Source organism: Pedobacter nyackensis, from assembly GCF_900176505.1.
GTDB classification, from domain to species: Bacteria; Bacteroidota; Bacteroidia; order Sphingobacteriales; family Sphingobacteriaceae; genus Pedobacter; species Pedobacter nyackensis.
In genome coordinates, this window is record NZ_FWYB01000019.1 from 1 (window position 1) to 16,159 (window position 16,159).

The 16,159-nt window shown below is 40.4% G+C and carries 11 protein-coding genes and 1 pseudogene; 8 read left to right on the forward strand and 4 right to left on the reverse strand.

The genetic code is table 11. The features are described from left to right. The 4 genes and pseudogenes from B9A18_RS25480 to B9A18_RS22695 all read right to left on the reverse strand — a co-directional run. Positions 1 to 277 (reverse strand): annotated as a pseudogene (locus tag B9A18_RS25480) (hypothetical protein); the annotation flags it as partial. Beyond that, a complete protein-coding gene (locus B9A18_RS22685; RefSeq protein WP_084291849.1) occupies positions 274 to 807 on the reverse strand; it encodes a helix-turn-helix domain-containing protein in 534 nt (177 codons plus the stop codon). The pseudogene B9A18_RS25480 and the gene B9A18_RS22685, both read right to left, overlap by 4 nt. A 106-nt stretch (positions 808 to 913) precedes the next feature. Beyond that, complete coding sequence (locus B9A18_RS22690) at positions 914 to 1,699, reverse strand: 3-keto-disaccharide hydrolase (protein WP_084291850.1); 786 nt, start codon at positions 1,697 to 1,699, stop codon at positions 914 to 916. Between the two features lie 42 nt (positions 1,700 to 1,741). Further along, positions 1,742 to 2,836 carry a LacI family DNA-binding transcriptional regulator gene (locus tag B9A18_RS22695; RefSeq protein WP_235005419.1) on the reverse strand — a complete coding sequence of 365 codons (1,095 nt, stop codon included), beginning with the start codon at positions 2,834 to 2,836 and terminating at the stop codon, positions 1,742 to 1,744. A 55-nt stretch (positions 2,837 to 2,891) separates the two neighbouring features. Here B9A18_RS22695 and B9A18_RS22700 point away from each other — a divergent pair, with 55 nt between their 5' ends. From B9A18_RS22700 to B9A18_RS22735, 8 genes are all read left to right on the forward strand, one after another. Next, positions 2,892 to 4,379 carry a xylulokinase gene (locus B9A18_RS22700; protein WP_084291852.1) on the forward strand — a complete coding sequence of 496 codons (1,488 nt, stop codon included), beginning with the start codon at positions 2,892 to 2,894 and terminating at the stop codon, positions 4,377 to 4,379. Between the two features lie 48 nt (positions 4,380 to 4,427). Beyond that, on the forward strand, positions 4,428 to 5,756 hold the full coding sequence (gene xylA / locus B9A18_RS22705) for a xylose isomerase (RefSeq protein WP_084291853.1): 1,329 nt from the start codon (positions 4,428 to 4,430) through the stop codon (positions 5,754 to 5,756). Positions 5,757 to 5,777: 21 nt separating this feature from the next. Continuing rightward, a complete protein-coding gene (locus tag B9A18_RS22710) occupies positions 5,778 to 7,466 on the forward strand; it encodes a sodium/sugar symporter (RefSeq protein ID WP_084291854.1) in 1,689 nt (562 codons plus the stop codon). A 305-nt stretch (positions 7,467 to 7,771) separates the two neighbouring features. Continuing rightward, entirely contained in the window at positions 7,772 to 9,133 is a 1,362-nt protein-coding gene (locus B9A18_RS22715; RefSeq protein ID WP_084291855.1) for a sugar MFS transporter, read from the forward strand. Between the two features lie 194 nt (positions 9,134 to 9,327). Then, positions 9,328 to 12,450: a SusC/RagA family TonB-linked outer membrane protein gene (locus tag B9A18_RS22720; protein ID WP_084291856.1), complete on the forward strand. Its 3,123-nt coding sequence runs from the start codon at positions 9,328 to 9,330 to the stop codon at positions 12,448 to 12,450. Between the two features lie 17 nt (positions 12,451 to 12,467). After that, complete coding sequence (locus B9A18_RS22725; protein ID WP_084291858.1) at positions 12,468 to 14,051, forward strand: RagB/SusD family nutrient uptake outer membrane protein; 1,584 nt, start codon at positions 12,468 to 12,470, stop codon at positions 14,049 to 14,051. 138 nt (positions 14,052 to 14,189) lie between these two features. Continuing rightward, positions 14,190 to 15,383, forward strand: a complete 1,194-nt coding sequence (nagA, locus tag B9A18_RS22730; protein ID WP_084291860.1) for an N-acetylglucosamine-6-phosphate deacetylase — start codon at positions 14,190 to 14,192, stop codon at positions 15,381 to 15,383. 17 nt (positions 15,384 to 15,400) lie between these two features. After that, a complete protein-coding gene (locus B9A18_RS22735; RefSeq protein WP_084291862.1) occupies positions 15,401 to 16,156 on the forward strand; it encodes a 6-phosphogluconolactonase in 756 nt (251 codons plus the stop codon). Positions 16,157 to 16,159 lie beyond the last annotated feature (3 nt).

The following is a 16,159-nucleotide window of genomic DNA, read 5'->3' on the forward strand; positions in this document are numbered from 1 at the left end:
TTCTAATATGCAACCCATGCTCTCGCATTAGCTCAAAAAGATAATCCCGACCGATTTTCATGCCATGTTGTTCCAAAGGCTTCTGCAACATAAAATGTAGTTTTAGCGTGCCTATTTTGTTTTGTTTCTTGCGGATATTAAGTACATGCTGTAAAACGATCTCATCTTTCAGGCCCTGGTCCTGCACCCGCCACTGATGATCGTAATAAGCATGTCTTGTCCTGCCAAACAGTCTACACAGTGACTTGATCCCAAGTTTTGGGAAGTCCTGTTTCATTTTGATGACTGCCTGGCACCAGACTTTTTTCTGATATCGATTTTAAGCTGTTCTTCAGCAATATCGATCATGGTATCCAGGGCTCTGATCTTCAAATTAGCTTCTTCCAAAGCCTTTTTCAAGGCTTTGAGTTCTAAATCTTCGGATGTATCTGCTGTTTTTTTAGCCACTTCTATAGGTTTAGAAACACTAAGTTCGGCATTTTCTTCCTTAAATTCCTTCAGCCAGCGCCGTATTACACTCGGATAGGATATGTTAAAGGCAATCTGGGCCTGCTTAACGCTCATCCCTGATTCTATAGCTCGAACCACCGAGCGCTTTTCCGCTTGGGTATAACTTTTATACTTCGACACTTTTGAGCTGTATCGATGGATCCAATCGATCAACGTACAGCTTGCCATTCCGTACTGCTGAATAAGATCCCTACGTGGAACCCCTTGTTCCACTAATTGAACAATATGTTCGATTAAGCGCTTATCAAACTTCTGTTGCTTATTGCTCCGCTCGGAATAAATAAATTCTGTTTCCATACACTGTTTTTAGTGTATAGCTCTTTTAGGAATCGACAATGTAACCCCTAGGAAGCTCCTTTGTAGCTCGGAAGTCAGAAGCAGTGAACTGCAACAATACTAAGACCTATAGTTCTCTTATCCAGATATTGCGGAAGCTAATCGGAGCACTTGGATCACCATGAGTTTGTAATTTGATAGGGGAAGGTCCGTGCGCTTGTTTGTAGGCTGGGTCGCCTATGTATTGTGTAGGACCTTTTAGCTCGAAATTGTTCTGAATCAAAACACCGTTGAACAATACGGTTACCCTTGCAGGGGTTTTCAAGCTTTTATCGTCATTGAACGTAGGTGCGATCCAGATCACATCGTAAGAATTCCATTGGCCCGGTTTGTTGGTCGGGTTTGCAAGCGGAACCGATTGCTTGTAAATACTACCAGCCTGTCCATTGGTATAGGTGTCGTTTTTATAGGAATCCAGGATCTGTAATTCATATCCCGCATCTCCTTTGCCCAGCGAAGCCAGGAATAATCCCCCGTTTCCTCTTCCTTGTCCTTTGCCTTGAATGTTTGCAGGAACCTGCCATTCCATATGAAGCTGGTAGTTGCCAAAAGATTGTTTGGTTTCGATATTGCCGCTACCTGGTCCTTTTTTTACGGTAAATACTTTATTGGCTACGGGCCACACCGCAGGCTTATCTCTATCGTTTGTCATCACCCATTTACTCAGGTCTTTGCCATCAAATAAAATTATAGCATCAGATGGTGCAGGGCTGAACACTCCGGCTGCCTGTACTATTTTAGGTACCGGGGTATATACTTCTGTTTCTTCTGGTTTCGTCTTTTCCTGGGCAATTGCCATACTTAGTGCACCAGCAACTAATATACTGGTTATAGAAATCTTCTTCGAGTTCATTGTGTTTATATAATTTAAGTCCATTATCTATTAATTTTTCGTTTAATGCCTTTTTGTTGATTTACGTATGATTAGTTCAGGTTTAAGGGTTACTATTTGGTTTTTGTGGTTTGAAACATCAGATTTTAGTTCGCTAAAATAAAGTTGAGCAATGGTTTTACCCATTAAAATACTATGCTGATCTATAGTAGTAATTGAGGGATTAGTTATCTCAGTAAATGATTCATTTGAATAACCGCAAATGCCTAGTTGTTTTGGTACCTGTATATTCATTTCAGTTGCCACTTCCAATGCTCCTAAGGCTGCAAAGTCTGAAGTTGAAGCAAATATAGCATCTGGTGGCTCAGATAGGTTCAATAGCTTTCTGGTCGCTGTGGCACCTAGCTCTTTAGTCCAGGCGTTTTCGACAATCAACTCCGGAATGATCGGGAGATCGTATTTTTTTAACGCCGCAAGGTAACCGGCTTTACGTTGACGAAAAATATTTAGATTCTGAGGACCTTCAAGCAAAGCTATTCGTTTATAACCTTCTTTTATCATATGGCAAACGGCTTCCATAGCAGCACTTTCATTATCATTAAGGACTTTCATGGTATCGAGTTCATCAGCTACACGATCAAACTGAATAAGAGGGATTCCTTGTTTTCGTATACTTTCTAAATGACCGGGATCTTCAAAATCTGCGCTAACAGAAATGATGATACAACTTACATGCTGATTTGTTAAAGTGTTTACACATTGTACTTCTCTTGCTGCGGATTCGTGAGATTGACAAATAACAAGATTATAACCCATTTCATAAGTCACTTCCTCAATCCCAGCAATTACATTAGCGAAGAAATTTTGATTTATATGCGGGACAATTACACCAATAGTTTGATTATTGCCGGTACGAAGACTAGCCGCCACACTATTTACTTTATAGTTCATCTCCTCAGCAGTTTTTAAGATAAGTTGCTTTGTTGTTGTACTAACATTAGCGCTATTATTTAAAGCCCTGGATACGGATGAGGGATTTAAATTTAGTTTTTTTGCTATGTCGTAAATAGTAACCCTTTTTGGTTGTTTCATGGTGTATTTTGTGATTAATCCTGATGAGATAACACGATGTAAATATGCAAATATTATTTTAGGCAATCGATTGCTTTTGTTAATTATTTGATTACTTTCGTTTATCAAACAACCAAATAAAATGTTATTACTCGGTATCGATTTAGGAACCTCGTCAATAAAAATCTCTGTAGTGGACTCCTCTTCAGGCGCTGTTATTGCAACTTCAAGCTACCCGCCTGTCGAGTCGGAAATCATAACACTCAAAAGCGGCTGGGCAGAGCAATCACCCGAAATGTGGTGGACCCATGTGCAGGAAGCCATCTTTCAATGCCATCAGCAGCATCAGTATAATCCCGCTGATGTTGCGGCTATCGGTATTGCTTATCAAATGCACGGGCTGGTTATTGTCGATAAAGCGCAGCGCAGCCTAAGGAACAGTATCATATGGTGTGACAGCCGTGCAATTGAAATCGGAGAAGCGGCGGGAACCGCACTTGGCGAAAATTGTTTGAAGAAACGTTTGCTCAATTCACCGGGTAATTTTACTGCAGCTAAGCTGGCCTGGGTTAAAAAGAACGAACCGGAGCAATACGCTAAAATTGATAAGGTGATGTTGCCTGGTGATTTTATTGCCATGAAATTGACCGGGGAGGTTACCACCAGTAATTCGGCCTTATCAGAAGGAATATTTTGGGATTTTGAGAAGAATGCACTTTCGGATGATGTCATGAATTATTTTGGCTTTGACCATTCGATGATCCCTCAGGTCAGACCTGTTTTTTCATCCCATGGTACATTGTTAAAACCGGTAGCAGAGCTGTTGGGTTTAAAACCCGGGATACCTGTAGCCTATAAATCAGGAGATCAGCCCAATAATGCCTTATCCCTCAATGTAACACAACCCGGAGAAGTTGCCGCAACAGCCGGAACATCAGGGGTTATCTATGGCGTTACCGATCAATTGGTTTGCGATAAGGGCTCCCGTGTAAATACCTTTGCTCATGTAAATCACAGTGCCGCCGAACAGCGGCTTGGGGTATTACTTTGCATCAATGGTACGGGTAGCATGAACAGGTGGACTAAAACCACATTTGGAAATGCCATCAGCTATGAGCAAATGAATCAAGCTGCTGCAGGTATTTCAGCGGGTAGCCAAGGTCTGCGTGTATTGCCATTTGGTAACGGTGCAGAAAGAATGCTGAACAACAAACTTGTTGGGGCTCATATTCATAACCTCGATCTTAATCAACATACCGCCTCACATGTTTACCGTGCGGTGCAGGAAGGGATTGCTTTTGCTTTTAGATACGGTCTCGACATTTTAAAGGAAAATAATATGACGCCTGAAATTATCAGAGCGGGGAGAGCCAACCTTTTTTTAAGTGAAGTATTTACGCAAAGCTTTGTAAATATCACGGGCGTGCCTGTTGAGCTATATGAAAACGATGGCAGCTACGGCGCTGCAATAGGGGCCGGACTTGGTGCCGGTATATTTGAATCTGTTGAAGAAGCTTTTGTGAATAGAAAGCCTGTGAAATTGATTGAACCCGATGGTACCCATCTGGAAGAACATTACCAGGACTGGCGTGAATTATTACTCCAGACACTGAATAAGAACCACAATTAAAAAAATAAACCTAATTTAATATAACAACAATAAGTTTAAGCTTAGACTATGACAGCATTTAACTCAGAACAGGAATTTTTTAAGGGAATTGGACAAATCAAATTTGAAGGCTTGGGGACAGATAACCCGCTGGCTTTTAGGTGGTATGATCCTGAAAGGATTGTTGCAGGAAAAACCTTAAAAGATCACCTGCGCTTTGCCGGTGCGTACTGGCATTCTTTCTGTGGCAATGGTGCCGATCCTTTTGGCGGTCCGACACACATTTTTCCATGGGATGTTAAAACCGATCCTATAGCAAGGGCAAAGGACAAGATGGATGCTGCATTCGAATTCTTAACCAAAATGAACATCCCGTATTACTGTTTTCATGATACCGATGTAGTGGATCATGGTAACGATATCAAAGAGAATGAAAGCAGGATGCAGACTATGGTGGACTATGCCAAAAGTAAGCAAGCCGAAACAGGAGTGAAGTTATTATGGGGGACGGCCAACTTGTTTTCGCACCGAAGATATATGAACGGAGCGGCTACAAATCCTGATTTCCATGTGTTAACGCATGGCGCTGCGCAGGTAAAAACTGCGCTGGATGCAACCATTGCATTGGGCGGAGAAAACTACGTATTCTGGGGCGGTCGTGAGGGCTATATGAGCTTATTGAATACCAATATGAAACGTGAGCAGGAGCATCTTGCGAAATTTTTGCATACCGCTAAGGATTATGCCCGTAAAAATGGTTTCAAAGGAACATTTTTTATTGAACCTAAACCTTGTGAACCGACCAAGCATCAGTATGATTATGACTCGGCTACAGTATTGGGCTTCCTTCAAAAATATGATTTGCTGAATGATTTTAAGTTAAATCTGGAAGTGAACCATGCAACACTAGCGGGACATACTTTTCAGCATGAGCTTCAGGTTGCTGCCGATGCTGGAATGCTGGGATCAATAGATGCCAACAGGGGTGATTATCAAAACGGATGGGATACCGACCAATTTCCAAACAACATCAATGAGATTGTTGAATCTATGCTGATCATTCTTGAAAGCGGTGGCTTGCAAGGCGGCGGCGTTAATTTTGATGCTAAGATTCGTAGAAATTCAACCGATCCTGCTGATTTGTTCCATGCGCATATAGGTGGAATGGATCTGTTTGCCCGTGCGCTGATCATTGCAGATCAGGTTTTGGAAGGTTCTGAGTACAAAAAGATAAGAACTGAAAGATATGCCTCTTTTGACAGTGGTAAAGGAAAGGCTTTCGAAGATGGAGAATTAAGTCTGGAAGACCTTCGTGAATATGCGATACAGCAGGGAGAACCGGAAAGCAGAAGTGGAAGACAGGAATATTTAGAAAACCTGATTAACAGATACATTTAATTAAATACTAAATAGCGTTTTATGAAAACACTCGGAACACTCGATTATGCCGTATTTCTGATTTATTTCCTGATTGTTGCTTTTTATGGCTGGTGGGTGTACCGTCAAAAGAATGCCCATAAAGAGAACTCTAAAGACTTCTTTCTGGCGAAGGATTCACTCACCTGGTGGGCAATAGGCGCATCGCTGATCGCTTCCAATATTTCAGCTGAGCAATTTATTGGCATGAGCGGTTCAGGTTTTAAAATGGGGCTGGCCATTGCAACTTACGAGTGGATGGCTGCGGCCACACTGCTTATTGTGGCTATCTTTTTTATCCCCGTATATCTTAAGAATAAGATATATACCATGCCGCAGTTTTTGCACCAAAGGTATAACGGTACGGTAGCCATGATCATGGCTATATTCTGGTTGCTTTTGTATGTGGTGGTTAATCTTACCTCTATTCTTTATCTCGGAGCATTAGCCATACATAGCATATCAGGTATCAATTTAACGGTGTGTATGTATATACTGGCCGTCTTTGCCATCATCATTACCCTTGGGGGGATGAAGGTAATTGGTTATACGGATGTGGTGCAGGTGTTCTTCCTGATATTGGGCGGACTTGCAACGACCTATTTGGCCTTAGACCTGGTGGCCACTCATTTTGGCTCGAGTGGGGTAATTAAGGGCTTTAATTTATTAACCACACATGCCGAAGAGCATTTCCATATGATCCTGAAGAAGGACAATGAGAATTACCTTGATTTGCCGGGACTTACTGTATTAATAGGTGGGATGTGGATTGTAAATCTAAACTATTGGGGCTGTAACCAGTACATCACCCAACGTGCGCTGGGCGCAGATCTTAAAACTGCCCGTTCAGGGATTCTTTTTGCAGCTTTTCTTAAGCTATTGATGCCCGTAATTGTCGTGTTACCTGGTATTGCCGCTTATGTACTTTATAAAGAAGGTTATGGTGATTTTAAAACCAGTATGAGTCAGGGTGGCGAAGTTGCGCCAGATACAGCCTATCCGGTACTGTTAAACTTACTTCCGACAGGTTTAAAAGGGCTGTCTTTTGCTGCGCTCACAGCAGCAGTGGTAGCTTCACTCGCCGGTAAGGCAAATAGTATTGCTACTATATTTACGCTGGATATCTACAAAAAGGTAATCAACAAATCCGCTCACGAGGACAAGCAGGTTATTATAGGAAGATATACGGTCATAATAGCCATGCTGATTGCTATTTTTATTGCGCCATTATTGGGCATAGATAAAAAGGGTGGGTTTCAGTTTATACAGGAGTATACAGGCTTTTTCTCCCCAGGTATTTTTGCCATGTTTATACTAGGGTTCTTCTGGAAAAAAACGACCTCTAATGCTGCATTGTTTGCTACTGTAGGTGGCTTTGTGCTGTCTGTCGCATTAAAGTTTATACCTTTTGTTATTGATCTTAAATTTTTGAGTGCTTCAGGTTTTTCAAAATTGGTTGAACAGAAAGATGGTGCCATGCTTTACGAAATTCCTTTTCTGGATCGTATGGGATTTGTGTTTATCATCTGTATAGCTGTAATGTACCTCATTAGCATTTTCGAAACCAAAAGAGGAGTCATTACTAAAGGGCTTGATATTGATAGTGGAATGTTTAAAACGAATAGAAGCTTTGCAGTAGGGGCGATAATTATATGTGGATTATTAATCGCTTTATATACGGTGTATTGGTAGTAAGTATCTTGATTTTAAAACGCTGACGTCTAACAAGTCAGCGTTTTTTTTGCACTTACTTTAAAAATCAGCCAGGTGGCCAATTGAAAATTGCTTATTTGCAAGATATTACTATCGAAAAAAGTAATAAAAATAGTTTGTTTAAATAAAAATATTATATATTCGTGCACGTTCACGAAGCGGAAGCTGAGCGAACGATATAAGGGAGGGGTATATTTTTTTGGTCTATTTTACGTGTGCGTTAACGTAATTGCAACTATGCTGATTATTAATGATTTAATTGTTGTTTTAAATAGGAAAAACATATGGTATCAATAAAGGTAAATTCACTTAGTTCAAGAGAGACATTAATTTCTATGTTTATTTTAGGCGGCTTATTTTTTGTATTTGGTTTTATTACCTGGATCAACGCGATTTTAATACCTTACTTCAAAATAGCCTGCGAGCTGACTAACTTTCAGTCTTACCTCGTAGCCTTTGCCTTTTATATATCCTATTTTATTATGTCTCTGCCTTCTTCTTATCTGTTGAAGAGGGTAGGGTTTAAAAAAGGAATTATGTATGGCTTATGGGTGATGGCTATTGGGGTTTTTATATTTATCCCGGCCGCACTGAGTAGAACCTACGAAGTGTTTCTGGTCGGCTTATTCACCATAGGATCTGGTTTAGCCATTCTGCAAACCGCTGCTAATCCTTACATCACCATTTTAGGACCTATTGAGAAAGCTGCAAAGCGCATTAGTTTTATGGGAATTTGCAATAAAGCAGCTGGGATTTTAGCCCCGCTCATATTTGCTTCTGTGATATTTAAGGTTGCCGATAACGAAATGTTAAAGCAATTGCCTTTAATGGGGGCGACCGAAAGGGATGTAGTTTTAGATGAGTTAATTAGAAGGGTAATTCTTCCATATGGTGTTTTGGGTACCGTGTTGGCTACGCTGGGTATATTGATACGTTTTTCTCCACTGCCGGAGATTGATACCGAGCAGGAGAATGAAGAGTTATCCATCATAAATGCAGATAAAAAAAGCCTGTTTGATTTTCCCTATTTAATACTAGGCGTTTTAGCGATATTCTTTCACGTAGGTACACAGGTGATCGCCATTGATACCATCATTGGTTATGCAAGTGTAATGGGGATGCCCATTATGGAAGCAAAAGTTTTCCCTTCCTATACTTTGTTTACGACCATTATAGGCTATGGCCTGGGCATAATCCTTATTCCAAAATACCTTTCACAAGTAAATGTGTTACGCTTTTGCACCCTTTTGGGCGCCATATTAACGCTATTAATTATTTACAGCTCCGGTACTTATACCATTTTGGGTCATTCAATTGATATCTCCATCTGGTTTATCGTGCTGTTGGGGTTAGCCAACTCATTGGTTTGGGCAGGGATCTGGCCCCTGGCTTTAAATAATCTTGGGCGCTTTACAAAGGTAGGGGCTTCCATGCTGATTATGGCACTCTGTGGAAGTGCTATTTTTCCGCTTATATATGGCCATGTAGCCGATTTATATAATGTAAGAACCGCGTACTGGATATTGTTTCCATGTTACCTCTACCTGATGTTTTATGCTTTTTACGGACATCTCATCAAACGCTGGTTACCCACATTTAAAAAGAACAGTATGCAAGATTCAGAACTGATGACTAAGGTCAACTAGCAGCATCCTAAAAATAATCTTTCAATTAAACCAAGTATAAACAAACATAAACCTAAACCAACCAAGATATGAACAGGGAAACAAACTAAAATTAGCTTAAGATGCAACTTGTCTGGGACATCTTTTATTCAATCGTTAAATGTTACATCAGGGCATTACAGCCCTGCAATTATTAAGAATTTTAACTTAAAAGAATGAAAAAACAACTATTATTAAGCAATTCTCCTTTTCTTAACTTTCTCAATGCTTTTAATCAAAAGCGCGTTTTTTTATGCGCTTCTGTTTTAATACTCTCTTCAAGTGTAAACGCAGCTTCGGAGAAGTTTGTTAAGGAAACAAAAGTTAAGCACATCGCAGTTAATTCCATATTTTCCCCTAAGGTTGTATTGATCAAAGGTATAGTAAAGGGCGAAGGTGGTGCTGCATTGTCGGGCGTCACTGTTACTGTTAAGGACAGCAAAATTGGTACCCGAACAAATGCTTCCGGTGAATTTCAAATCAATGCACCTGAAGGCGCTACCTTGATTTTTAGTTATCTGGGCTACATTTCGCAAAACATCAGTGTGGGTAGTAAAACTGTCATCAATGTAACCATGTTGATTGACGAAGGTAAATATCAAATGAACGAAGTCGTGGTAGTGGGGTATGGTACGCAAAAGCGTTCGGATATAACTGGTTCAGTAACTTCAGTGCCAAAAGAAAGATTAGCTGGTTTGCCAGTTACAAACGTGCTATCTGCCATTGAAGGTACCACAGCGGGTTTAAATGTTTCGACAACCTCATCTGTACCAGGTAGTTCTCCAACCGTATTGGTTAGAGGGGTGAACTCGATCAATGCGGCCACCGGGCCACTAACGGTTATTGATGGAGTGCCATTTAGCAATTTAGGTGGTTCTATGAATGACATTAACCCCAATGATATCGCCTCTATTGAGATTCTTAAGGATGCATCAGCGGTAGCTATTTATGGAACACGTGGTTCTAGTGGGGTAATCTTAATCACCACTAAAAGAGGAAAAACCGGAGAGCCTACTATTAGATACAGTGTTTATGGAGGACCTGAGTACCAGATCAAAAATTTGCACCCATTGAGTGGACCAGAGTATGTTGAGAAATATTTAGAATTTTCAAGGCAAAGTAATCGGACACCTAACAATCCACCAGTACCTAACCAATATGAAATTGCAAATTATAATGCCGGTACAACAGTAGATTGGTTAAAAGAAATCTCTCAATCTGGTAGCATTCAAGATCATAACCTGAGCATTTCTGGAGGTACAGAGAAGATTAAATACTTTGTGTCTGGCGCTTATCAAAAACAAAAGGGGGTATTAAAAGGCTTTCAATTTAGTCGTGCTTCTGTACGCTCTAATTTAGATGCAACGGTTACCTCATGGTTAACGGCAGGTACTTCGTTATTTTTTGCCAACAGCAACGCAGATGGGGGACAGGTAAGTTACAGCAGTGCACTTCAGATGAGCCCTTATGGACGTATACGTGAAGAAAACGGGGATTATACGATTTATCCAATGTTTGGTGAAACCCTTTTCAGAAATCCATTGTTGGGTTTAAATCAGGATGTAAACAATCGTGACAAAAACTTGAATGGTACTTTTTATGCCGAAGTTAAGCCCGCTTTTATTAAAGGATTAAAATATAGGTTTAATGGAAATTATACTTTTCAGCCTACTAAAGACGACTCTTATGCCGGCCCAAATGCAGGTAATACTTTAGGTGGAACAGCAATTCAAAAGAAAACAGACACTGAAGGTTGGTTATTAGAACACATACTTTCTTACAATAAAGATTGGAACGACCATCATCTTGATGTAACCGCATTGTATGGTGCACAAGAGAAGGAATACACGGAGCTATCTGTTAAAGGAAGCACATTTGTTAATGATGATTTATCGTTCAATAACATGGGTGCTGCAGGGACAATTGAGGCCCCTTCACTCTATTCCAGAGAAGCCATGGTTTCTCAAATGGGTCGTTTAAATTATTCTTATAAAAGTAAATATTTAATTACTGCTACAGTGAGACGGGATGGGTTTTCGGCTTTCGGAGCAGGAACAAGCAAGTATGGTACCTTTCCTTCCATTGCTTTAGGTTGGAATATTTCTAATGAGCGTTTTTTAAAAAATGTATCCCAGATTGATAACATCAAGTTAAGAGCTTCATACGGAACTTCTGGAAATCAGGCGATAAATGCATATCAAACCCTTACCACACAAGGGCTGACGAAGTACATCTACAATGGCGTAACTACTGTAGGTTTAGTGTCTAGCTCTTTAAATGCTAATGGAATATTAGGAAATGTAAATCTTAATTGGGAAAGCACTACGGGTACCAACTTAGCCGTTGATTTCTCTTTATTTAAGAGCAGGATTACGGGTACTGTAGAGGTCTATAAAACCGAAACAAAAGATGTTTTATTGAGACGTAAGTTGCCTGCCATTATTGGGTACCCAACCATCTTCGACAACTTAGGTCGTGTAGCTAACAGAGGAATAGAATTCACTTTAAATACGGTAAACCTTCAACACGACAATTTTAGCTGGTCTACAAATTTTAACTTCTCGGCCAGCAGAAACAAAATTCTTTCCTTGTATGGCGATAATTTAGATGATATAGGTAACAAGTGGTTTATTGGTAAATCATTGTATGCTATCTATGATTATACATTAGAAGGCGTTTGGCAAACTGGCGAAGATCCTTTAAATGTTGACCCGACAGCGAAGCCTGGAGATTTAAAGTTTGCTGACCTGAATGGCGACAAAAAAATTACGGAAGCGGATAAGTCTTACCTGGGTAACAGCCTGCCTAAATGGACAGGTGGTATGATCAATAATTTTAAATACAAAAATTTTGGGCTGAGTGTTTTCGTTCAAACTTCTCAGGGATCACTGATCAATAATCCATTACTAAACCTTCAGGCATATGGCGGTCGTGTAAATATACCAAGAGAACTCAGCTATTGGACACCAGAAAACAAAAACAATGAGTCGCCTTCTTTAACTTATACAAACCCACGCTTGTATGCTTTTCCTGCAAAACAAGACTATTTGAGAATAAAAGACATCACTTTAAGCTACAATTTATCTACTAAAGCTGCAGAGCAGTTAAAGTTAGGCAGTTTGTCGGTGTTTGCGAGCGGTCGTAACCTACACACTTTTACCAATTGGATTGGAACAGATCCTGAGTTAAGTGTTAATGGGGTAGAGCGACAAGCAGGACCGGCTAATGCTCCACTTGCTTACGGGGTATACCCATTAGTGACTAGCGTTGTCGTTGGTTTAAACATAACATTACGTTAATCTTTAAAAATAAAATTATGAAAAAGCTTATTCTTTTATCATTCATATTTATTGCAACAGTTGGCTTAATTTCTTGTAGTAAGAGTTTTTTAGATGAAAAATCTGACTCTAGTTATTCGCCTGCTAATAGTTTTAAAAATGTTGCTGGTTTAGAAGCCGGAATTGCAGGTCTGCAAGCATCTGTTAGGGAGCAATATACCATGCAGGTTACACAGTCGCTACTTTGTATTTTTCAAGTAGGAACGGATGTAGCGATTGCTGGCCAGGAAAATCCTGAATCTATCCCTTATCATGATTATTCAAGGCTTTTGCCGGTAGATGAAGCTGCCAGATCCTACTGGACCTGGGCATATAAAGTGATTACCAACACCAATCAAATCCTGAGAGGTACAGCAGATCCTTCGGCCGTTTTAACGGATGCCCAACGTAAATTATATACTGCAGAGGCCCGCTTTTTTAGAGCTTATGCCTATAATTTCCTGGTTACCTTATGGGGAGAAGTTCCCCTGCTTGATCGCCCATACGATGAGCCTAAAACAGATTTTACCCGTGCTAGCATAGCCGACTTAAACAAATTCATCAATGATGACCTTTTATACGCTACGGCTAATTTGCCTGCTATAGATCAGGTTTCTAAACCAGGTCGTATCAGTAAAGAGGCTGCTTCGCAGCTGTTTGCAGAAGTGTACCTGAGACAGGGGAAAAATGATTTAGCAGAGGCCCAATGCCTGGCGGTTATTGCCGGTAACTTTAAGTTAGTGGATACCAGATATGGGGTTAAAAAATCTGAAGCAGGTGATCCATTCGCAGACATGTTTATTTATGGCAACCAACGCCGTCGTCAGGGAAATACCGAAGCCATTTGGGTGCAGGAATTGGAATTCAATATTCCAGGTGGTGCTACGAATTTGGATCAACACCGTAGGGTTTGGGTAGCTGGTTATGATACCAAAGCCGGAATGCTGGTTGCCGATTCATTAGGCGGACGTGGTGTGGGCCGTTTACGTTTAAGTCCTTGGGTGATAAAAAGCCTGTACACAGGGACGGGGGTTAATGATATGCGTAATTCTAAATACAATCTTCGCAGGGACTTTTACTACAATGACCCTAAAAATGTAAATTTTGGAAAAAAAGTAATCCCACTACCAGCGGATACCTTATTTAGGATTGTTCCCTATACCACAAAGTGGAATCATTTTATCGCTTCAGATCCCAATGGAGCCGGAGCTTTTAAGGATTTAATTATGATGCGTTTGGGTGAAACTTATTTGTTGCTGGCTGAAGCGCAATTCAAACAAAACAGGCCTGATGATGCTGCCATCAGTATCAATAAATTAAGAACCAGAGCCAATGCGGCTCAGGTAACAGGAGCAGATATTACGCTTGATTTTCTTTTGGACGAACGTGCAAGAGAATTGATTGGTGAGGAAAATAGAAGAATGACTTTGGTGAGAACAGGTACTTTACTGAGTAGGGTACAGCGACTAAACATTAAGGAAAATACAACTATTAAGCCTTACAATGTGCTTTTACCAATTCCCCAAACGGAGATTGACCTGAATAAGGATGCAAAATTGGGTCAGAATCTTGGCTATAATTAATACCTGAAAGAGGTTGTCCAAAAGGTACGTTCGTCAGAAAAATAGCGCGGCATTACCTTTTGGACAACCACTTTTACTCGATAAACATCTACCACATTTTAAACATACATGCTGCTTTAATGGCCGTATCAAAATCCAATGAAAAAAGTTAAAATAATTAACGGACTTATCATTACACCTTATCGCATCATTAAAAACGGTACGCTATTAATCAATGGTAATAAAATAGAATCAATAAGTGAGGTGGATATCGAAGCGCAGGATTACCATGTGATCGATGCAAAGGGAAATTATGTTTCTCCGGGCTTTATAGATATCCATATTCATGGCGGAGGTGGGCATGACTTCATGGATGCGACCGAAGAGGCTTATCTGAAAATAGCAGAAATTCATGCTACTTATGGAACTACTGCGATGGCACCAACTACACTTACCTGTTCCAAAGCAGATCTGTTAAAAGCGATAGAACTTTATAAATCGGCGGATATTAAAAATACCAGCGGAGCGCAATTTATAGGTCTGCATTTAGAAGGCCCTTATTTCGCGCTTAGTCAGAGTGGAGCGCAGGATACCAGGTACATCAGAAATCCTGATGTCGAAGAATATAAAGAGGTAATCGCCTATGGTGATGTGATTAAACGCTGGAGTGTTGCACCCGAATTGCCTGGCGCCATTGAAATGGGGAAATACCTGAAATCGCAGGGGATTATTGCTGCTGTAGCCCATACTGATGCCATTTACGAAGAAGTTTTAGAAGCCGTCGAAAATGGGTATACGCTGGCAACACATCTTTATTCTGCCATGTCTGGCGTAACCAGGCGGGATACTTACCGTTATGCAGGTGTAATTGAAAGCGCTTTTTTAATTGATGCAATGGATGTTGAGATTATTGCTGATGGCATTCATTTGCCCCCGCCCTTATTAAAACTGGTCTGTAAAATAAAAGGCCCTGATCGTATCGCATTAATTACGGATGCCATGCGTGGGGCGGGTATGCCGGAAGGCGATAGTATTCTCGGAAATAAAGATACCGGGATGAAAGTGACGATCGAAAATGGGGTAGCGATAATGGCCGACAGATCTTCTTTTGCCGGCAGTGTGGCTACGACAGACCGTTTGGTAAGAACGATGGTTCAAATGGCCGATATTCCATTGGTAGAAGCTGTTAGAATGATGTCCCGCACACCGGCTACGATCATGGGCATCGAAAATACAAAAGGAACGCTAACCGTAGGTAAAGATGCTGATGTTTTAATTTTTGATGAAAACATCAACATCAAAACCACCATCATCAATGGAAAAATAGTCTATTCCTCAGCAGATTTCACGTAAAAATTAAGAAGATTTAAATGAAAGAATTTATAAAAGACAAATTAACCGTAAAGGTTTTTGACAATAGAAACCTGATGGGCGCGGCGGTTGCTACCGCTGTTGCTGAACGGATAAACATATTATTGAACACACAACCCTTTGTTAATATCATATTTGGTGCAGCCCCTTCTCAGAATGAATTTTTTGAGGAATTGCTGAAAAAGGAAATCGATTGGTCTAGACTCAATGCTTTCCACATGGATGAATATGTAAACCTGGCTTCAGACGCTCCGCAAGGATTTGGTAATTTTATAAAAGCGCGTTTATTTGATTTAGTTCTTTTTAACACGGTAAATTATATCAATGGGAATGAAGCCGATTATGAGGCCGAGTGTTTACGGTATACCGCATTATTAAATGACTTTGAAACGGATATCGTATGCTTAGGTATTGGAGAAAATACGCATTTGGCATTTAACGATCCGCATGTAGCAGCGATTAATGATCCTTATTTAGTGAAGCGTGTGGATCTGGACCAACAATGCCGCAACCAACAGGTGAATGATGGCTGTTTTAACACGATCAATGAAGTACCCACACACGCTTTAACGCTTACCCTGCCGGCTTTACTTAAAGCATCTTATGCTTTTTGTACCGTACCTAGTGAGAAAAAGGCACAGGCAGTTTACCACACCTTAAATGAAGAAATCAGCGATAAATTTCCTTCCACGCATTTAAGAAATCACCAAAATGCAGTCTTGTTTTTGGATGATCAAAGCAGTGTAAGCATCTGATAA